The 20744-nt window shown below is 64.1% G+C and carries 14 protein-coding genes; 10 read left to right on the top strand and 4 right to left on the bottom strand.

Annotation, left to right across the window (positions count from 1 at the left end; translation table 11 throughout):
• Nucleotides 1-163 precede the first annotated feature (163 nt).
• Entirely contained in the window at nucleotides 164-694 is a 531-nt protein-coding gene (locus tag IB234_RS05430; RefSeq protein WP_192315029.1) for a hypothetical protein, read from the bottom strand.
• Between the two features lie 132 nt (nucleotides 695-826).
• Between IB234_RS05430 and IB234_RS05425 the strand changes: the two genes are divergently transcribed.
• The 4 genes from IB234_RS05425 to IB234_RS05410 all read left to right on the top strand — a co-directional run bounded on the left by IB234_RS05425 (nucleotide 827) and on the right by IB234_RS05410 (nucleotide 5881).
• Entirely contained in the window at nucleotides 827-3526 is a 2700-nt protein-coding gene (locus IB234_RS05425; RefSeq protein WP_192315027.1) for an EAL domain-containing protein, read from the top strand.
• Between the two features lie 82 nt (nucleotides 3527-3608).
• Nucleotides 3609-4256: a peptide-methionine (S)-S-oxide reductase MsrA gene (msrA, locus tag IB234_RS05420; protein WP_192315025.1), complete on the top strand. Its 648-nt coding sequence runs from the start codon at nucleotides 3609-3611 to the stop codon at nucleotides 4254-4256.
• A 57-nt stretch (nucleotides 4257-4313) separates the two neighbouring features.
• Complete coding sequence (locus tag IB234_RS05415; protein ID WP_192315023.1) at nucleotides 4314-4511, top strand: YjfB family protein; 198 nt, start codon at nucleotides 4314-4316, stop codon at nucleotides 4509-4511.
• A gap of 107 nt (nucleotides 4512-4618) precedes the next feature.
• The gene (locus IB234_RS05410; RefSeq protein ID WP_192315021.1) at nucleotides 4619-5881 is read left to right on the top strand and encodes an HD-GYP domain-containing protein; all 1263 of its coding nucleotides are present in this window, start codon (nucleotides 4619-4621) and stop codon (nucleotides 5879-5881) included.
• A 65-nt stretch (nucleotides 5882-5946) separates the two neighbouring features.
• Here the strand turns inward: IB234_RS05410 and IB234_RS05405 are convergent, their stop codons facing one another.
• Nucleotides 5947-7539 (bottom strand): malate:quinone oxidoreductase, encoded by a 1593-nt coding sequence (locus tag IB234_RS05405; RefSeq protein WP_192315019.1) that lies wholly within the window; start codon nucleotides 7537-7539, stop codon nucleotides 5947-5949.
• Nucleotides 7540-8031: 492 nt separating this feature from the next.
• Between IB234_RS05405 and IB234_RS05400 the strand changes: the two genes are divergently transcribed.
• Both IB234_RS05400 and IB234_RS05395 read left to right on the top strand, forming a co-directional pair.
• Nucleotides 8032-9024: a DctP family TRAP transporter solute-binding subunit gene (locus IB234_RS05400; protein WP_192315017.1), complete on the top strand. Its 993-nt coding sequence runs from the start codon at nucleotides 8032-8034 to the stop codon at nucleotides 9022-9024.
• A gap of 138 nt (nucleotides 9025-9162) precedes the next feature.
• Complete coding sequence (locus tag IB234_RS05395; protein WP_192315015.1) at nucleotides 9163-10527, top strand: CSLREA domain-containing protein; 1365 nt, start codon at nucleotides 9163-9165, stop codon at nucleotides 10525-10527.
• Between the two features lie 4 nt (nucleotides 10528-10531).
• Here the strand turns inward: IB234_RS05395 and IB234_RS05390 are convergent, their stop codons facing one another.
• Nucleotides 10532-11368 (bottom strand): 23S rRNA (adenine(2030)-N(6))-methyltransferase RlmJ, encoded by an 837-nt coding sequence (locus tag IB234_RS05390; RefSeq protein ID WP_192315012.1) that lies wholly within the window; start codon nucleotides 11366-11368, stop codon nucleotides 10532-10534.
• Nucleotides 11369-11514: 146 nt separating this feature from the next.
• Here IB234_RS05390 and IB234_RS05385 point away from each other — a divergent pair, with 146 nt between their 5' ends.
• The 4 genes from IB234_RS05385 to selO all read left to right on the top strand — a co-directional run bounded on the left by IB234_RS05385 (nucleotide 11515) and on the right by selO (nucleotide 20237).
• A complete protein-coding gene (locus IB234_RS05385; protein ID WP_192315010.1) occupies nucleotides 11515-13347 on the top strand; it encodes an acyl-CoA dehydrogenase in 1833 nt (610 codons plus the stop codon).
• A gap of 220 nt (nucleotides 13348-13567) precedes the next feature.
• Nucleotides 13568-15310: a potassium/proton antiporter gene (locus tag IB234_RS05380; protein WP_192315576.1), complete on the top strand. Its 1743-nt coding sequence runs from the start codon at nucleotides 13568-13570 to the stop codon at nucleotides 15308-15310.
• A gap of 89 nt (nucleotides 15311-15399) precedes the next feature.
• The gene (mscK, locus tag IB234_RS05375; RefSeq protein ID WP_192315008.1) at nucleotides 15400-18714 is read left to right on the top strand and encodes a mechanosensitive channel MscK; all 3315 of its coding nucleotides are present in this window, start codon (nucleotides 15400-15402) and stop codon (nucleotides 18712-18714) included.
• Nucleotides 18715-18776: 62 nt separating this feature from the next.
• Nucleotides 18777-20237 carry a protein adenylyltransferase SelO gene (gene selO / locus IB234_RS05370; RefSeq protein ID WP_192315006.1) on the top strand — a complete coding sequence of 487 codons (1461 nt, stop codon included), beginning with the start codon at nucleotides 18777-18779 and terminating at the stop codon, nucleotides 20235-20237.
• Between the two features lie 91 nt (nucleotides 20238-20328).
• Here the strand turns inward: selO and IB234_RS05365 are convergent, their stop codons facing one another.
• A complete protein-coding gene (locus tag IB234_RS05365; RefSeq protein WP_192315003.1) occupies nucleotides 20329-20739 on the bottom strand; it encodes a hypothetical protein in 411 nt (136 codons plus the stop codon).
• Nucleotides 20740-20744: the final 5 nt, after the last annotated feature.

Raw genomic sequence — 20744 nt, 5'->3', positions numbered from 1 at the left:
CAGTACTACCCGGCTTACCACCATTGCAGTTGCAAATGCAGCTTCTATCAAGCGACCGCACTGACCGCTTGATGGACATGCTCCCTCCCATGGGAAGGAGAGCCCAGCTAGCGCTCCTGCATCGAGGGCCTCACATCATGGAAAAGACCACCAGTCTCGACTGTCAGTTTCTCTGTAAGTTTCGGATCAGGAAACTGATCGCCTTGGCCAGGTCGGCCGCCCCCTGATGATCGCGCAACACGGTGATCCAGGGGCTGCCATCGGCCGGATTGTTGAGCACGCAGGTGACACCCGTGTTCGGGCAGTCGTAATGAATGTAGGGATCGAGCCCGAATACGGACAGGCGATGATTGCTTACCGACAGGCTCTTGCTCTGTTCCTGGCGAGTCTCCTCGCGCACCAGAAGCTCACCAGGAGCGGCGATGCTCAGTTGGTAGCGCAGATCGCTGCGCTGTGCCGGCGCCTTGCCCAGCTGGTAGCCGGCACGCAGGGCGTAGGTGTCGAGCAGCGCGTTGCTGTGCGCCAGCAGCGCCTTGCGCTCATCCTTGGTCAGATACAGCCGTTTCAGCTCGGCGAGATATCGCGCCTGCTCTTCACCGCTCAGCTGGGCCTCGCTCGCCTGGGCGGGAGCGCCCGCGCCCAGGCTCAGCATCAGCAATAACCCGCTCAGTCTTCTTGTCAGTCCCTGCCGCATGATGCACCCTTGCCGAACTTGGTTGATGTACGAGTCTCAAGAACCTGCTTGCCCCGGCTCACTTAGGCATGACAAGTGGAAACAGGATCCAAGCCTGCCCTGAAGCGGCAGAATAAGGAAGCCAGCCGTTCGATGAAAAGCCATCCCGATGCCGCTAGCCGTCAGGCGGCCGAGGTTGTGACGCAGTTGCCAGTGCCGTCACGCCTGGGGATGTTGCGTTTCGAGCGCATCAACGAACCCAGCTGGACCCTGTTGTTTCTCGACCCGGCCTGCGAGCGCCAGCTCGGTGTCAGTGCCGGTGAGCTCTGCGCGCTTCTCGACTGCCCCTATGCCAGCCTGATGGAGCCCGAGGCGCGCTACAGTCTGCATGACGAGATCCAGGTCCAGTTGGCAGCTTCGCAGCACTACTCAGTGCGCTATCGTCTGCACACACCCAACGGCGCCCTCCATCTACTGGAGATTGGCGAGGCCTTCCAGCAACGCGGGCGCCGATTGTTGCGTGGGTACCTGCTGGTCACGGCGGAGGCCGGCGAGACGCTGGTCGAGCAGCGCCTACAGGAGCTGGAGGAACAGAACAGCAAGCTGAAGACCTCGCTGGAACTCTACCAGCACTCCCAGGAAGGACACCTTCAGCACCTGATTCGCTCTCGCGCCCAGCAGAGCCTGATTGTGCGCCTCGCGCGCCACCGCTACAGCGCGCTGGACCCGCTCAAGGAAGCCGCCGAGTTGATCACCCAGGCAGCCTGCGAGGCCTATGATGTGGCGCGCGCCAGCATCTGGCACTTGGTCGGAGACTGCCTGGAGCCTGTGGCGCTGTATCGCCGCGATATCGACCGCCACGAAATGCCGGCGGCCATCGATGCCAGCTGCTTCCCGCGGTATCTGGAGGCACTGCAGAGCGGTCGCGCCATTGATGCACACAACGCCCAGCGCGACCCACGTACCAGCGAGCTGACGCGCGGCTATCTCAAGTCGCAAGGCATCAGCGCCATGCTCGATGCCAGCATCCGCCTGGGCGGCGAGGTAGTCGGCGTGTTGTGCCTGGAGCATATCGGCTCAGCACGCACCTGGCAGGCCGATGAGATCGCCTTCGCCGGAGAGCTGGCGGACCAGTTCGCCCAGGTGATGAGCAATCAGCAGCGACGCGACGCGACCAGCGCGCTGTTCCTGTTCCAGCGCGCGGTGGAACAGAGTGCCAGCGCCTTCCTGCTGTTCGACTGCGACGGCCTGGTGCAGTACGTCAATCCCAGCTTTACCTCGATCACCCAGTACGGTGCCGAAGAGATCCAGGGCCGCCGCATCTCCCAGCTCCCGGCCCTGGAGAACCTGGGCGATCTGCTCTTCGATGCCCAGGCCGGCCTGGCGGAGCGCAATAGCTGGCAGGGCGAGTTTCGCAGCCGACGCAAAAACCTAGAGCCGTATTGGGCCCAGCTGTCGATCTCCAAGGTATACAACGACGATGGCGAGCTGACTCACTACATCGGCATCTACGAAGACATCACCCAGAGCAAGCTGGCCCAGCAGCGTATCGAGCGCCTGGCCTACAGCGACAATCTCACGGGCCTGGGCAACCGCCCCTATTTCATTCGCTGCCTGGAAGAGCGCTTCGCGCGCAAGGACAATCACGCCTTCAGCCTGCTGCTGGTAGACATCGATAACTTCAAGCGGATCAACGACAGCCTGGGGCATCAGACCGGGGACAAGCTGCTGGCCAACCTCGCCCGCCGATTGCGCAACAGCCTGACCCAGGGCACCAGCCTGGCGCGCTTCGCCAGCAACGAGTTCGCCGTACTGCTGGATGGCGCCAACGAGGCGGCGGGCCTGCAGCTGGCTCACGACCTGCTGATCACCCTAGACAAGCCCCTGTTCGTCGATAACCAGCTTATCAGCGTCACCGGCTCGGTTGGCCTGGCCTGCGCCCCAACCCACGGTGCCGACCCCCACACCCTGATGAAACATGCGGGGTTGGCGCTGCACAAGGCCAAGGCCAACGGCAAGCATCAGGTGCAGATGTTCACCGAAGCGCTGAATGCCGAGGCCAGCCACAAGCTTTTCGTCGAGAACAACCTGCGCCGCGCCCTGACCCAGAACGAACTGGAAGTCTACTACCAGCCCCAACTGTGCCTGAAGACAGGCCGGCTGGTAGGGCTGGAAGCCCTGCTGCGCTGGCAGCATCCGGAAAAGGGCATGATCAGCCCCGATCAGTTCATCGGGGTGGCAGAAGAGACCGGCCTCATTATCCCCATCGGCAAATGGGTTGCGCGCCAGGCTTGCCGCACCTGCCTGGAGCTGGCGACACTGGGGATTGGCGAAGTGCAGGTGGCAATCAACCTGTCCGCCAAGCAATTCACCGATCCCGATCTGGTCGGATCGATCGCGGCGATCCTCGACGAAGAACAGATGCCACCCCATCTGCTGGAGCTCGAGCTCACCGAGAGCCTGCTTCTGGAGGGCGACGACGTGACCCGCCAGCAGGTGACGCAGCTCAAGGCGCTCGGGCTCACCCTGACGATGGATGACTTCGGCACAGGCTACTCGTCGCTGAGTTACCTGAAGAAATTCCCCATCGACGTCATCAAGATCGACCGCAGCTTCATCAAGGACATCCCTGAAAACCAGGACGACATGGAAATCACGTCTGCCGTGATCGCCATGGCCCACAACCTCAAGCTCAAGGTCGTCGCCGAAGGCATCGAAACCGCTGCCCAGTTGGGGTTTCTCCGCCGCCAGCACTGCGATGTAGGCCAGGGTTACCTGTTCGACCGCCCCATTCCCAGCCGCGAGCTGCTGGAGAGCCTGCGCCGCTACCCTGGCCGTCCCAGCGGCGCCTGAGCAAGACAGCCGCGCCAGCGATGCCTCCCATTCGCCCAGGGGAGTAAGCTATGTTTCTTTTACCTCGCACGGGAGCAGCCCCATGGTTCTACGCTCGCAAATCCTGGTTCACAAACTCGACTTGCCAGCAGCCGAACAGGCTCTGCCGGGGCGAGCCGAAAGCATGCAGGTGCCGGCACACCACCATGCCAACGGCAACTCCCTCACCCCCCCGTTCCCCGCAGGCTTGCATCAGGCGCTTTTCGGCCTGGGTTGTTTCTGGGGCGCCGAGCGCCGCTTCTGGCAGCAACCGGGGGTATGGAGCACCGCCGCAGGCTATGCCGGCGGCCACACGCCAAACCCGACCTATGAGGAAGTCTGCTCCGGCCTGACCGGCCATACCGAGGTCGTACTGGTGGTATTCGACCCACAGCAGATCAGCTACGAACAATTGCTCAAGGTTTTCTGGGAGGCACATAACCCCACTCAGGGCATGCGTCAGGGCAACGACATCGGCACCCAGTACCGCTCGGCCATCTACTGCTTCGACACCACCCAGCGCGAGGCGGCCGAAGCCAGTCGGCAGCGCTTCCAGAGCGAACTTCAGCGTTCCGGCCTTGGCGCCATCACCACCGAGATAGGGGACGTACCGCCCTTCTACTACGCCGAGCCCTACCACCAGCAGTACCTCGGCAAGAACCCCAGAGGCTACTGTGGGCTGGGTGGCACCGGCGTATGCCTGCCGGATTGAAGGAACCCATGGAGCCGAGCAGTGGTCGACCCTTGAGAGATACCCCGGAGAACCCCCATGGAACTGAGTAGCATCGCCAGCGCCGTCTCCAATGCCAGCGCGTCGCAGACTTCTGCGACGGCTGCGATTCTCATGCTGAGGAAGACCCTCGACCTGCAGGCGGAGAGCGCCATAGGTCTGATTCAGGCCATTCCTCAGGTTACCCCGCCGAGCAACCCGCCCAACCTGGGCAACTCCATCGATGTGATGGCCTGAGTACCCCCGCGATAGCGATACCGTGCAGTCATGATGCCCGGGCCTCTTCCCTGTCCATCGCAAAAAGCTAGACTGCCAGCAAACAGCCAGTACACAGGGAGGCAGGCATGGCCGCCGCCACCGTTTCCATCCATCCCGATCAGTTGTGCGTCGGCCTGTACGTGCATCTGGACCTGAGCTGGTGGGAGCACGACTTCACGTTCAACAGCTTCAAGATCAAGGACGAGGATCAGATCAGGGCCCTGCGCAATCTCGGGTTGTCACAGCTCCGCTATGAGCCGGCCCGTAGCGACTGCGAGCCACCTCCACTGTCGCAGCCCGAATCCCAAACGCCATCGACACCGATGGCGCCGTCCGCCCCAGATCCCGACGAGCTCGCACGCCAGTCCCGCGCGGCCAAGCTGGGTATCTTGCGCAAACGCTTGGCAGAAGTGGATCGAAGATTCGTCCAGGCGAGCCAGCGGGTGAAATCACTCAACCAGTCCCTGCGCAGTCAGCCTGAGGAGGCGGTCAAGCTAGCCGGTGAAGTGGTACGGGATTTGGTCGACTCGCTGCTGGGGGATGATGGAGCGGCCCTGCACAGCATCAACGGCAAGGCCTCCGACGATGCCTACTTCCACTCGCTCAACGTGACGGTGCTGTCGGTGATGCTCGGCCGCCAGCTGGGCTATGACAGCGAGGCCTGCCACAGCCTGGGGCTGGGCGCCCTGCTGCACGATATAGGCAAACTGGAGATTCCCAGCAAGGTACTGCTGAAGGCCGAACCGCTGACACGCCCGGAACAGCAGTTGCTGCAGATGCACTGCGAGTTCGGCGCGCGCCGAGGCCAACAGCTGATGCTCGACGATGAGGTGCTGCGGATCATTCAGGAGCACCACGAATACTGCGACGGCAGCGGATATCCGAAGGGCCTGCGCGAGGCCGGCATTGGCCGGCTCAGCCGGCTGGTGACGATCACCAACACGTTCGACAACCTGTGCAACCCGCTGAATCCGCGCGATGGCCTGAGCCCCCACGAGGCCCTGGCATCGATGTTCAAGCAGCAGCGTGATCGCTTCGACGATGTAGCACTGAAAGCCTTCATCCGCTGCATGGGCGTCTATCCACCGGGGAGCCTGGTACAACTCGAGGATGAGCGCTATGCCCTGGTGCTGGCCATGCATCCCAGCCTACCGCTAAAACCGACACTGATACTGTACGAGCCGCATATTCCCAAGACAGAAGCCCTGATCGTCAACCTAGAGCAGGAGCCGAATCTGGCTATTGCCCGCAGCCTACGCCCCTCGCAGTTGCCCCTGGAGGCACTGGAGTATCTGAATCCGCGCCAGCAGCTGACCTACTACGTCGACCCTCGGCAACGCAGCCAGTAACCATCACCACATGAAAAAGGGCGACTCGCTAGCGAGTCGCCCTTTCGGTAGCCCCCTGGCATCGATTACAGCGCTGCGGCGTCCGGGCTGATGACTTCCGGCTCCACCGGCACGTGAACCAGTTGCAGGCGCTCGCTACTGTAAGCACGAATGCGGTTGGTCAGCTCGATGTCGTCGTTCAGCTTCAGCCCATAGGACGGGATGATTTCCTTCAGGCGCGCCTGCCACTCCGGCGTCTGGAGCTTGTCCTTGAAGGTCTTCTCCAGCACGGTCAGCATGATCGGCGCAGCGGTCGAGGCGCCCGGCGAGGCGCCGAGCAAGGCGGCGATGCTACCGTCCGCCGAGCTCACCACCTCGGTGCCGAACTGCAGCACACCGCCCTTCTCGGCGTCCTTCTTGATTACCTGCACACGCTGGCCGGCGGTGATCAGCTCCCAGTCGCCATCACGAGCATCGGGGAAGTATTCCCGCAGGGCATGCATACGATCTTCCTGGCTCAGCATCAGCTGGCCGATCAGATATTGGGTCAGGTCCATGTTGTCCCAGCCGGCATGGGTCATCGGGCCGACGTTGTCGGTGCTGATGGCGGCGAACATGTCCCACAGCGAACCGTTCTTGAGGAACTTGCTGGAGAAGGTGGCGAAAGGTCCGAACAGCAGGACCTTCTGGCCGTCGATCACGCGGGTGTCGAGGTGCGGCACCGACATGGGCGGCGATCCGACCGAGGCCTTGCCGTACAGCTTGGCCTGGTGCTGGGCGACGATCTCAGGGTTCTTGGTCAGCAGGAACTGGCCGCCCACCGGGAAGCCGGCGTAGCCATCGGCCTCGGGAATCCCGGACTTCTGCAGCAACGGCAACGCGGCGCCGCCGGCACCGATGAAGACGAACTTGGCGTTGACGCTGGTTTCCTTCTCGCCGTTGGCCAGGTCCGCTACCACCACGTTCCAAGTACCGTCGTCGTTGCGGGTGATGTCGCGCACCTCATGGCTCAGGTGCAGCGACACGCCTTGGCGCTGGGCCAGCGAGCCGACCAGCTGCTTGGTGATCTCGCCGAAGTTGACGTCGGTGCCGATCGGCATGCGGGTGGCGGCGATCTTCTGCGCGGGGTCGCGGTCGGCCATCACCAGCGGTACCCACTGGGCGATCTGCGCTGGATCCTCGGAGTACTCCATGCCACGGAACAGGTTGCTGTGCTGCAGCGCGGCGTGGCGTTTCTTCAGGTAGGCGACGTTGTCGTCACCCCAGACGAAGCTCATGTGCGGCACGTTGTTGATGAAGGACTTCGGCTCCTTCAGCACGCCCTGGTCGATCTGGTAGGCCCAGAACTGCTTGGAGATCTCGAAGCTCTCGTTGATGCCCACGGCCTTGCTGATGTCGATGCCGCCGTCGGCGGTCTCCGGCGTGTAGTTCAGCTCGCAGAAGGCCGAGTGGCCGGTGCCGGCGTTGTTCCAGGCGTTGGAACTCTCGTCGGCGACCTTGTCCATGCGCTCGTAGATGTCGATGCTCCAGCCCGGCTCGAGCTCGTTGAGGTAAGTGCCGAGGGTGGCACTCATGATGCCGCCGCCGATCAGCAGGACATCGACGGTCTTCTCCGGCTTCGGAGGTTGCGAGCATCCCACCGCCACGAAGCAGGCGAGGATCAGTAGTAGTTTTTTCATGGTAATGACCATTCCATATATGTGCAGTTGGCAAGGCGAATCGACGGAGCCCCACGACCGGGCCGCGCTTTCTGAGGTGCGGTCTTCGGTCTGCTCGGATCACGTGTGGGCGTCGCTGCGAAAGGCCGTTCGGTCGGTTGACCGCCGTACTGGCCTGGAGTTGACGCTTCTGCTCGAGGCTGAGACAAAAGGTCGCGCTGCCTTTAGCAAATCCAGTGCCGCCTGGGCGAAACGCCGTATTTCGCGGCCTACCACCTGGGCACACCAAGCAATCTGGCTGATTTCCGCCGACGAGGTGGCGAGCGACCGCCATTTCAAGGTAGTTCTGTATCGAGCTCTGTGCTGCCGCGCGGCCACGCCCGGCCGCGCGCCCGATCACACCCTACCCATGTCTAGGCTGTCGCCCAGACTCCACTCAGGTAAATTGGCCGGCTTGCGTGCTGCCACGAGCGGCGCCGCCTCACCAAGAACAAACAACCAAAGGCAGTACTCATGAACAAGTCTCTCCGCGGCCTGTGCGCCCTGCTCCTGCTGTGCACGACCGCCTTCGCGTCCGCCGAGGACAAGACCTTCCTCATCAAGTTCTCCCACGTCGTCGCCGACGACACCCCCAAGGGCCAGGGTGCGCTGATGTTCAAGAAGCTGGTCGAGGAGCGCCTGGCCGGCCAGGTCGCGGTGGAGATCTATCCGAATTCCACCCTCCACGGCGATGCCGACGAGATGCAGGCCCTGCTCGACGGCAAAGTGCAGATGCTGGCACCGTCGCTGGCCAAGTTCAGCCAGTACGCGCCGCAATTGCAGGTGTTCGATCTGCCGTTCCTGTTCGATGACCTGGACGCGGTCAACCGCTTCCAGAAAGGCGCCAAGGGCCGTCAGCTGCTGAGCTCCATGGAGAAGCAGGACATCGCCGGCCTGGCCTACTGGCACAACGGCATGAAACAGCTGACCGCCAAGCGCACGCTGCAACAACCGGCCGACGCCAAGGGCCTGAGCTTCCGTATCCAGGCATCCTCGGTCATCGAAAGCCAGTTCACCCAACTAGGCGCCACCCCGGTCAAACTGCCGTTCGCCGCCACCACTGAAGCCCTGCGCTCCGGTACCGTGCAGGGCACCGAGAACACCTGGTCGAACATCCAGAGCCAGGGCTATGCCCAATACCTGACCCACGCGACCCAGAGTGACCACGGTGTACTCGACTACATGCTGGTGACCAACTCGCGCTTCTGGTACTCGATGCCGCACTCCGTGCGCATGGAGCTGGAGGCGATCATCGACGAAGTCACCTACGCGGTGAACAAAGCCGCCGACCGCCAGAACCAGAACGACCGCGCGCAACTGCAGGCCGCTGGCATGCAGATCACCGAGCTGGACGCCGCCGCCCGCAATGCCTGGCGCGACGCCATGCGCCCGGTCTGGCAGCAGAACGAACAACTGATCGGTGCCGACGTGATCCGCGCCGCCGAGCGCGCCAACCGCCGCCACTGATCGGCGCGCCTCTGCTCGGCACCCTGCCGGGCAGAGTGTTCGCCAGCAGGCTATCGCAACGGGCGGGAACGCGGACACACGCCGTAGGGTCCATCTCCGGAACGAGCAGTCCCCGTTTCCCCACCCGCGAGGTCTGCCATGTCCGCGCTATCCCCTGCCCCACTGTCGTACTCCCTCGGCCTGCTGGCCTGCCTGAGCCTACCCACCCTGGCTCAGGAGCTGCGCGTTACCACCTTGCTCGATGAATTCGACGGCACCTGCACCGCACAGCACTGCTCGCTACGCGAAGCCATCGCCGCCGCCAACGCCAGCCCCGACCAGCCGAGCCTGATCCTGCTCGGCGCCGGCACCTATCAACTGAGCCTGGCCAACGGCCTGGACGCGCAAGGATGGCCGCGCGAGGAGAACGCCAACCTCACCGGCGACTTCGATCTACTCGGCCAGGTCACCATTCTCGGCGCCGGCCCGGAGCAAACGCTGATCGACAGCAAGCGGCTCGACCGCCTGTTCGACGTCCAACCAGACGCCAGCCTCAGCCTGCGCGGCCTGACCCTGACCGGCGGACTCTCGGTTTACGACGGCGGCGGCATCCGCAACCACGGCACCCTGCACGCGATGGACGTGACCCTGCGCGACAACCGTACCTATGCCTATGTCACCAACGTGCAGAGCCGTGGCGGTGCGCTGGCCAATTTCGCCACGGCGCAGCTGCATCACGTCCGCCTGGAAAACAACCTGGTGGATGGCGGCGACATGACCATGGGTCAGGGCGGCGCGCTGTACAACGAAGGCACCCTGCAAGTGCGCGACAGCCGCATCGAGCGCAACCTCTGCCTCGACTATCACGAATTCGGCATGGGCTGCGGCCTGCTCAACCGCGGCACGGCGGACCTGGCGCGGGTAGCACTGATCGGCAACCGCGTCGGCCCCGATGGCATGGGTGGAGCCATTCTCAACCTGGGCAGCCTGGTCCTGACCAATGCCACCCTCAGCGACAACTACGGCGGCGGCAAGGGTGCCGCACTGGACAACGGCGACCGCCACAACCCGCAAAAGACCGGCACGCCCAGCGCCACGTTGAGCCACGTGACCATCGTCGAGAACGACGGCTACGGCTTGATCAACGAGGACGGCACGGTCAGCCTGCGCAACGTGATCATCGCCGGCAACCGCGAGCGCGAGACCGGCGAGCCGCGCAACTGCCTGCAGCAGGACAGCGCCGTGGCGATGAATGTGCGCGGTTTGCTACTGGGCAGCGATGCCGGCAACTGCACCGGCAGCATCAGTGTGGATAACGATCAGGTGCTGGTGCGCGAACTGTTCCCCCTGGCGGAGAACAACGGCACCCTGGCGCACGCCCTACGCCGCAACAGTGCCGCCCTGGACAGCGCCGAAGGCGCCTGCCCCAACCATGACCAACGGCGCCTGACTCGTCCGCGTGACGGTGACGGCGATGGCATCGCCCGCTGCGATCTGGGCGCCTTCGAACGCGCAGGACCTTAAGAGATCAGTCGGCGATCAGCCAGTCCAGGCGGAAGCTGCCCTGGCTCTGCGCCAGCTTGTCGGCCAGCCACGGCAGCAGCTGTTTCAGCTCGTCTTCCAGGCCCCAGGGCGCGTTGGCGATGGCCAGGCCGGAGCCGGCCAGGCGATTGGCGTCGTCCGGCGCGTGGACGAACAGCTCGACGCGCAGCAGCTTGGGCGCGCTGGATTTCTCCAGGCCCTGATAGAAGCGCTTGAGCTGGCGCTCGTCCTTGATCGGGTACCAGATGGCGACCACGGTCTGGCGCATGCGGCCGATGGCCTCGTCCAGCGCGGTGACGCAGCGCTCCAGTTCGTCGGCCTTCTCGAATGGCGGGTCGATCAGCAGCAGCGCACGCTTCTCCGCCACCGGCAGCAGGGCGCGCGGCACGTGCCAGCCCTCACCCAGGTGCACGGCCACGCGGCGGTCGCCCTTCATGTTGTCCTTGAGCAGTTGGCCATCTTCCGGATGCTTCTCGTTGAGCAGCACCCGGTCATCATCACGGGTCAGCTGGCAGGCCAGCTCCGGCGAGCCGGGGTAGTAGCGCAGCGCACCGTCCGGGTTGAGCGTGCGCAGCACGCCGAAGTAGTCGGCGGTGGACTCGGGTAGGTCCGGTGCATCCCACAGGCGGGCGATGCCTTCCAGCCACTCGCCAGTGCGGGTCGCCTGGTCGCCCTGCAGGTCATAGAGGCCGACGCCGGCATGACTGTCGAGGTAGGCGAACGGCGCCTCCTTGCGCGACAACAGGGCGATGATGCGGCTGATGACGATGTGCTTGAGCACGTCGGCGTGGTTGCCGGCGTGGAAGGCGTGGCGGTAGTTCATGGCGTTTCACCTGGAGCGGGGCGTGAATTGTAGCCCGAAGGAATGACGACGGCAGGTTCTAGGCCAATATCAGGGAAGTGAATCTTGCTAGGCGGCCTCTATTCACAGCTCTAGACTTCGAAAAGATCCCACCGGAGACACGTTTCATGTCCGAGTCCCTGCTCAGTTCCCGCAACCTGGCCTTCGAACTCTACGAAGTGCTGGATGCCGAAGCCCTGACCCAGCGCGAGCGCTTCGCCGACCACAACCGCGAAACCTTCGACGCGGCCATCGCCACCGCGCGCGGCATCGCCGAGGAGCTGTTCGCCCCGCACAACCGCAAGAACGACGAGCACGAACCGCAATACGTGGACGGCGCCGCGGTGCTGATCCCGGAAGTTGCCCCGGCGCTCAAGGCCTTCCACGAGGCCGGCTTCCTCAATGCCACCCGCGACTTCGAGGCCGGCGGCATGCAGTTGCCCAACCTGCTGTCGCAGGCCTGCTTCGCCCACTTCCAGTCGGCCAACTGCGCCACCAGCTCCTATTCGATGCTGACCATGGGCGTGGCCAACCTGATCGAGGCCTTCGGCAGCGACGAGCAGAAGGCGCGTTACCTGCAGCCGATCATCGACGGCCGCTTCTTCGGCACCATGGGCCTGACCGAACCGCACGCCGGCTCCTCGTTGTCGGACATCCGCACCAAGGCCGAGCCGCACGCCGATGGCAGCTACCGCCTGAAGGGCAACAAGATCTTCATCTCCGGCGGCGACCAGCCGATCTCCGAGAACATCGTGCACATGGTCCTGGCCAAGCTGCCGGACGCCCCGCCCGGAGTGAAAGGCATCAGCCTGTTCCTGGTGCCCAAGTTCCTGGTCAACGACGACGGCTCGCTGGGCCAGCGCAACGACGTGACCCTGGCCGGCCTGTTCCACAAGATGGGCTGGCGCGGCACCACCTCGACCGCGCTGAACTTTGGTGATAACGCGGGGGGCGATAACGACGGCTGCGTCGGTTATCTGGTGGGCAAGCCGCACCACGGCCTGTCCTACATGTTCCAGATGATGAACGAGGCGCGCATTGGCGTCGGCATGGGCGCGATCATGCTCGGCTACGCCGGCTACCTGTACTCGCTGGAATATGCCCGCGAGCGCCCGCAGGGTCGCCATGCCGACGGCAAGGACCCGACCAGCCCGCAGGTGGCGATCATCGAGCACGCCGACGTACGGCGAATGCTGCTGACCCAGAAGGCCTACGTCGAAGGCGCCTTCGACCTCGGCCTGTACGCCGCGCGGCTGTTCGACGACACCCACACCCTGGCCACGCCGGAAGAGCGCGCCCAGGCCCTGGAGCTGCTCGACCTGCTGACCCCGATCGTCAAATCCTGGCCTTCCGAGTTCTGCCTCAAGGCCAACGAACTGGCGATTCAGGTGCTCGGCGGCCACGGCTACACCCGCGAATACCCGGTGGAGCAGTACTACCGCGACAACCGCCTGAATCCGATCCACGAGGGCACCCACGGCATCCAGTCGCTCGACCTGCTCGGGCGCAAGGTGTCGATGAATGGCGGCGCCGCACTCAAGCGCCTGATGGCCCTGATCCAGGGCACCTGCCGCCGCGCCGAGACGTTCGAGTCATTGAACCGCCTGCGCGAGCCGCTGGAACAACTGGTCAACCGCCTCGGCGGCGTAACCCTGGCCCTGCTCGGCGACCTGCTCGCCGGAAAGGTCAACCAGGGCCTGGCCAACTCGGCGCTGTACCTCAAAGTGTTCGGCCACGCGGTGATCGGCTGGCGCTGGCTGGAACAGGCGATCCGCGCCGAGGAAGGCCTCGCCCTGATTGCTAAAGGCGAGGGCAACGCCGCCGACGCCGAGTTCTACCAGGGCAAGCTGCAAGCCGCGCGCTACTTCCTGACCTGGGAAGTGCCGGGCTGCCACCACGAGCTGGCCATCCTCGAGGCGCGCGACGACACCTGCCTGAACATGCAGGCCACCTGGTTCTGATCGCCGGCAGCACACCTTCAAGCCCCGCCCATGCGGGGCTTTTTCATGGGCAACGACCCGTGAGTCGAAATGGCGACGAGGCTTTCGCCAGTCAACCTCACTTTCTCGCCGATGGCGCTTGCGGGGCCTCGCGGTCGGCAGGTTAGAATCCGGCTGGCATGCGCGCTGCATGCACCTTCTCGCGCCACCCTTCCCGCCCCGTACCCAGGAGTTCCGTCACGTGGATGCAGCCACCATCAACAGCCTGTTCCTGATCGGCGCGTTGCTGGTCGGCGCAAGCATCCTGGTGAGCTCTATTTCCTCACGGCTGGGCATCCCGATCCTGGTGATCATCCTCGCCGTGGGCATGGTCGCCGGCGTCGACGGCCCCGGCGGCATCGGCTTCAGCAACTACCCGCTGGCCTACCTGGTCGGCAACCTGGCGCTGGCCATCATCCTGCTCGACGGCGGCTTGCGCACGCGGGTCTCCAGCTTCCGTGTGGCGCTATGGCCGGCGCTGTCGCTGGCCACGGTCGGCGTGCTAATCACCACCGGGCTGACCGGTATGGCCGCCGCCTGGCTGTTCGACCTGAACATGATGCAGGGCCTGCTGATCGGCGCCATCGTCGGCTCCACCGACGCCGCCGCGGTGTTCTCCCTGCTCGGCGGCAAGGGCCTCAACGAGCGGGTCACCGCAACTCTGGAAATCGAGTCCGGCAGCAATGACCCGATGGCGGTGTTCCTCACCGTGACCCTGATCGACATGCTCGCCAAGGGCCAGAGCGAGATCAGCATCGCCTTCCTCGGCCACCTGCTCAGCGAATTCGGCATCGGCGCCCTGCTCGGCCTCGGCGGCGGCTGGGTGCTGCTGCAACTGATCAACCGCGTCAGCCTGCCCAACGGCCTGTACCCACTGCTGGTGGTGAGCGGCGGCCTGCTGGTATTCGCCCTGACCAACTTCCTGCACGGCAGTGGCATCCTTGCTGCATACCTGTGTGGCCTGGTGCTGGGCAACCGACCGATTCGCAGCCGCCACAGCATCCTGCACATGCTCGACGGCATGGCCTGGCTGGCGCAGATCGGCATGTTCCTGGTGCTCGGCCTGCTGGTGACGCCGCACGACCTGCTGCCCATCGCCATCCCGGCTCTGGGCCTGGCGCTGTGGATGATCCTGTTCGCCCGCCCGCTGTCGGTGCTGATCGGCCTGTACCCATTCAAGGCCTTCCACGACCGCGAGAAAGCCTTCATCGCCTGGGTGGGCCTGCGCGGCGCGGTGCCGATCATCCTCGCGGTGTTCCCGATGATGGCCGGCCTGCCGCACTCGCAGCTTTACTTCAACCTGGCCTTCTTCATCGTCTTGGTCTCGCTGCTGCTGCAGGGCGCCAGCCTGCCACTGGCCGCCAGGCTGCTGCGGGTGACCGTACCGCCAGAGCCCGCGCCGATTTCCCGAGCGGGCCTGGAAATCCACCCCACCAGCGAGTGGGAGCTGTTCATCTACCGCCTCGGCGCGGAGAAGTGGTGTATCGGTGCACCGCTGCGCGAACTGAAGATGCCGGAGGGCACCCGCGTGGCTGCGCTGTTCCGTGGCACCGAACTGCTGCACCCGTCCGGCAGTACCACCCTGGACGCCGGTGACATCCTCTGTGTGGTCGGCCACGAGCATGACCTCTCGGCCCTCGGCAAGCTGTTCAGCCAGGCACCGCAGCGTAGCGCGGACCTGCGCTTCTTCGGTGACTTCGTGCTGGAAGGCGACGCCCAGCTCAGCGCGATCGCCGCACTCTACGGCCTCAAGCTCGGCGATGAGGACGGCAACCAGGCCTTGGGGCGCTTCATCGCCCATGAGATCGGCGGCCAACCGATTCTCGGCGACCAGGTGGAGTGGAACGGCCTGACCTGGACCGTCGCCTTGATGGAAGGGAACAAGGTACGCAAGGTTGGCGTCCGATTCCCCGAAGGCCAGGCCAAGCCCGGACTCTTCCTCTAGGCCGGATGAAAGTGACGCGGGTGGCAGCGCCCGCATTGCGCCTGGCATATCATTAGTCGCATTCCCGCTCACGAGTCACTCCCGCGCCCATGTCTCTTCTGCGCCCTCTTCTAGCCACCCTCTTCCTCGGCCTGTGCCTGACCGCCAATCCGCTCGCTGCAGCCGAGCCACCAGCCGCCAAAGCCGTGCAGGACAGCCTCGCCGCACTGGCTGATCGCAAACTGACGGAAACCGAACAGAACGAGGTCAAGGCCCAACTGGAACAGACCCTGAGCTTTCTCGCCGCTCGGGACGAGAGCCAGCAGAAGCTTGAGGCGCTGAAGATCCAGCTGCGTGATGCTCCACGACTGACCAGCGAGGCACAGCGCGAGCTGGTACGCCTGAAAGCCAGCCAGCCGGCCAATGTCGCCAATCGCTACACGCGCGCCAGCGTGGAACAATTGGAACAGTTACTCAGCGAGCGCAGCGCTCAGCTCAGCGGCTGGCAGCAGGAGCTAGCCGAGGCCAGCAGTCTGCTGATCACCGCGCAGACGCGCCCCGAGCGCGCCCAGGCCGAAATCAGCGCCAACCAGACCCGCACCCTACAGATCAACAGCCTGCTCAAGATCGGCAAGGAGGCTGGCAAGCCCTTGACCGCCGAGCGACGCAGCCAGCTCAATGCAGAACTGGCCGCCCTCGATGCGCAGACCGCGCTGCGCCGCCAGGAGCTAGCCGGCAACAGCCTGCTGCAGGACCTCGGCAGCGCCCGCCACGAGCTGCTGCAGGAGCGCATCCGCCGTCTGGACCTAGAGAGTCTCGACCTGCAGGGCCTGATCAGCGACAAGCGCCGGGTCAGCTCAGAGAAGACCGTTGCGGAGCTGTCACGCGAGGCTGAGAAGGCCACACCGGACAGCCTGGTGGCGCGCGAGAGCGCCATCAACCTGAAGATATCCGACTACCTGCTGCGCGCCACCGACCGGCTCAACCAGCTGACCCGGATGAACCTGGAAACCAAGCAGCAGCTGGACAGCGTGAGCCAGGTCGATCAGGCCCTGGACGAACAGATCGCCGTGCTCAAGGGCAGCCTGCTGTTGGCCAAGATTCTCTACGAGCAGAAGCAGGCGCTGCCAAAGCCGCATCTGGACAGTGACCTGGCCGACGAAATCGCCGACATCCGCCTCTACCAGTTCGAGCTGAACCAGGAGCGTGACAAGCTGGGCAACCTGCCGGGCTACGTCGACGACCTGCTCGCCGGACAACCCGAGGAACAGGTAACGCCTGAGCTGCGCGCGACACTCCTGGACCTGGTAACCACCCGCAACGACCTGCTGCAACACATGAACCGTGAGCTGAACACTTTGCTCAACGAGTCCATCACCCTGCAACTCAACCAGAAGCAGCTGCAGGAAATGATCGGGACACTGCGCGCCACGCTGGACGAGCAGATGTTCTGGATTCCCAGCAACAAGCCACTCGACCTGTCCTGGCTGCAGGAGCTGCCACGCATGCTGGAGCACCAGCTGGCGACCATGCCCTGGGGCTCCGGCATACGCGAGCTGGGCGCGGGCCTGGTCGACCGCCCCTGGCTGTTCATCCCGCTGCTGCTGGTGATCAGCGGGCTGCTATGGCGTCGGCGCTGGCTCTACGACAAGTTGCAGGCGCTGCACGAGGACATCGGCCACTATAAGCGCGACAGCCAGATGCACACGCCGATGGCGATCCTCCTCAACGTACTGCTGGCGCTGCCGGTGACCCTGTTCCTCACCCTGTGCGGCGTGGCATTGCTGATCGACGCTCGCGGCCAGAACTCGACCCTCGGCAGCGCGTTGCTGGAGATGGCCCAGACCTGGCTGGTGTTCTACACCCTGTACCGCATCCTCGCGCCAGGCGGTGTGGCTGAATTGCACTTCCGCTGGCCGCGCCCGCAGGTAGCACTGCTGAGCAAGCAGGTCCGGCGCCTGGGGCTGGTGGTGATGGCGCTGGTGGCGGTGGTGACCGTCGCCGAGCACCAACCACAGGCCCTGGCCGACGATGTGATCGGTATCCTCGTGGTACTCACCGGCTATACGCTGATGACCTTGATCCTCGGCAAGCTGCTGCTGGCCGAGCCGATGCGCGAACAGACCTCGCCGTTCCGCCTGCTCGTGGGCATCGGCGTGTCCCTGCTGCCGCTAGCGTTCATCGTCGCCGTTGGCTTCGGCTACTACTACACCTCGCTCAAGCTCACCGACCGTCTGATCAACACCCTGTACCTGCTGATCCTCGCCCTGCTGATAGAGGCCGCCTTCGTTCGCGGCCTGGCCGTGGCTGCGCGCAGGCTGGCCTACGCCCGGGTACTGGCCAAGCGCCAGGCACAGACCAAGGAGAACGAGGAAGGCGACGAGGTAGTGGTCGAAGAGCCGGTGATGGATATCGACCAGATCAACCAGCAGTCCCTGCGGTTGATCCGCCTGGCGCTGCTCGGTGGTTTCCTCGCCTGCATGTACCTGGTCTGGGCCGACCTGATCAGCGTGTTCGCCTACCTCGACCAGATCAACCTGTATCAGTACGCCGCCGGTACCGGCGCCACCGCAGCGCAGATCCCCATCAGCCTGCTCGACGTGCTCGGCGCGCTGATCATCGCCGGCATCACCATCGCCCTGGCGCGCAACCTGCCCGGCCTGCTGGAGGTGCTGGTGCTGTCCAAGCTGCGGCTGGCACAGGGCAGCGCCTACGCCACCACCACCCTGCTCTCCTACGCCATCGCCGGCATCGGCTTCGTCAGCGCTCTATCGACCCTTGGAGTGAGCTGGGACAAGCTGCAATGGCTGGTGGCCGCGCTCTCGGTCGGTATCGGCTTCGGCATGCAAGCGATCTTCGCCAACTTCATCTCCGGCCTGATTCTGCTGTTCGAGCGGCCGATCCGCATCGGCGACCTGGTGACCATCGGCACCGTCACCGGCACGGTCAACCGTATCCGCATCCGTGCCACGCACATCACCGACAGCGATCGCAAGGAAGTGATCGTACCGAACCAGATCCTCCTCACCAGCCAGTTGATCAACTGGACCCTGACCGACACCGTGACCCGCATCGTGCTGGTCTATAGCGTCAACCGCGGTGCGGACCTGGAGATGGTGCGCAAGCTGCTGTTGCAGGCCGCCCAGGAGAACAGCCGCGTACTGCGCGACCCGGCGCCCAACGTGCAGCTGAAGACCTACGGTGCGAGCACCCTGGAGCATGAGCTCAAAGTGTACGTGCGCGAACTCGGCGACCGCGGTCTGGCCACCGACGAGTTGAACCGGCGCATCGACCAACTGTTCCAGGAGCATGACATCAACATCGCCTCGACACCGAAGATGGATGTGGTGCTCAGCCGCAAGATCGCCACCCCGCAGGCTCAGGTGGAAGCCGACGAAGCGTCCGCGCAGCCAACACCAAACTGACTCTCCATGCCAGGACGGTCCTGCGGTTTCCTCCAGGCCCGTCCTCACGACAAGCTGAGCCCATGAAGACTCTCGACGCGCTGAAGTTCGACAACCGCTTCGCCCGCCTGGGCGACGCCTTCTCCACCGAGGTGCTGCCCGAGCCACTGGACGAACCGCGCCTGGTGCTGGCAAGTCCCGCGGCCATGGCCCTGCTCGACCTCGACCCGGCCGAGGCCAATAGCGAGGTATTCGCCCAGCTGTTCGCCGGGCACAAGCTGTGGAGCGATGCCGAGCCACGCGCGATGGTCTATTCCGGGCACCAGTTCGGCGTGTACAACCCGCGCCTGGGGGACGGACGCGGCCTGTTGCTGGGCGAGGTGGTCAACGACGCCAGCGAACACTGGGACCTGCACCTCAAGGGCGCCGGCCAGACCCCTTACTCGCGCATGGGCGATGGTCGCGCCGTGCTGCGCAGCTCGATCCGCGAATTCCTCGCCAGCGAATATATGCATGCCCTCGGCATCCCGACCTCACGCGCTCTGTGCGTGACCGGATCGAGCACGCCAGTCTGGCGCGAGAAGCAGGAAAGCGGGGCCATGCTGCTGCGCCTGGCGCCCAGCCATGTGCGCTTCGGCCACTTCGAGTACTTCTATTACACCAACCAGCATGAACGTCTGAAGGAGCTGGGCGAGCACGTGCTGGCCAGCCACTTCCCCGAGTGCCTGTCGGCAGAGAATCCGTGGGCAGCGATGTTCCGCGAGATCGTCGAACGCAACGCCGAGCTGATCGCCAGGTGGCAGGCCTATGGCTTCTGCCACGGTGTGATGAACAGCGACAACATGTCGATCCTCGGCATCACCTTCGACTACGGCCCCTACGCGTTCCTGGACGACTTCGACGCCAACCATATCTGCAACCACTCGGATGACTCCGGCCGCTACAGCTTCAGCAACCAGGTGCCCATCGCCCACTGGAACCTCAGCGCCCTGGCCCAGGCACTGACGCCCTTCGTCGAGGTGGAGCAGCTGCGCGAGTCGCTGGGCCTGTTCCTTCCGCTGTTCCAGGCCCACTACCAGGACCTGATGCGCCGCCGCCTCGGCCTGACCACCGCCGACGAGCGCGACGCCGCGCTGATCGAGCGCCTGCTGCAACTGATGCAGACCAGCGCGGTGGACTACAACCTGTTCTTCCGTCGCCTCGGCGAACAGGCGCCGGCCGATGCCATCAAGACGCTGCGCGAAGACTTCGTCGACCTTGCCGGCTTCGACCAGTGGGGGCAGGAATACCTGGCTCGGGCAGCCAGCGAACAGGGCACCCAGACCGAGCGCCGGGCACGCATGCATGCGGTCAATCCACGCTATCTGCTGCGTAACTACCTGGCCCAGCAGGCCATCGAAGCTGCCGAGAGAGGTGACTACGAACCGGTACGCGAACTACATGCAGTGCTCTCGCGACCCTTTGAGGACCAGCCCGGCATGGAACGCTACACGGAGCGCCCACCGGAGTGGGGCAAGCATCTGGAGATCAGTTGCTCGTCGTAATCGGGAACTACCGCTTTCACGGGTGTGACGTACTTATGTGCATCAGAAACAAAAACGCCGACATCAGTCGGCGTTAAATCGGCAGTAAGAATCACTGCGTCCTTACATACCACCACTCATCATTGATCTTGATCCACGTTTCTATATTGGTACGCACTATGTTCAGGTTTGGCGAGAAGGCAGGTCGGCTGTACTCGACATCTACATAGACCTCACACCGATCGACCTCACACGAAACCGATTGTCCTTTGAATGAAACGATATTGGCAGCGCCGCCAAAGTCCATCTTGAAGTGCTCGATGGTTTTCTGCGCACGATAGCCTGGAGACATAAGCGCGTAAGCACCATTGACGTCTCCCGCCTTCAACAACGAAAGACGTTTCTGAGATAGATCACCCACTACTTGCTCATCCGTCTTCTCCTGATGAGTCGCACACCCCAGCACCAGAAGACTAAGTACTGCTACGGACAACAATCTCAACCGCTTAAAAACCATCTGCACTAACC

It is taken from the genome of Pseudomonas sp. PDM16 (assembly GCF_014851865.1).
Lineage (GTDB): Bacteria > Pseudomonadota > Gammaproteobacteria > Pseudomonadales > Pseudomonadaceae > Aquipseudomonas.
Note: the sequence above shows the minus strand (reverse complement) of the source record. Positions and strands in the feature narration are given on the sequence as shown.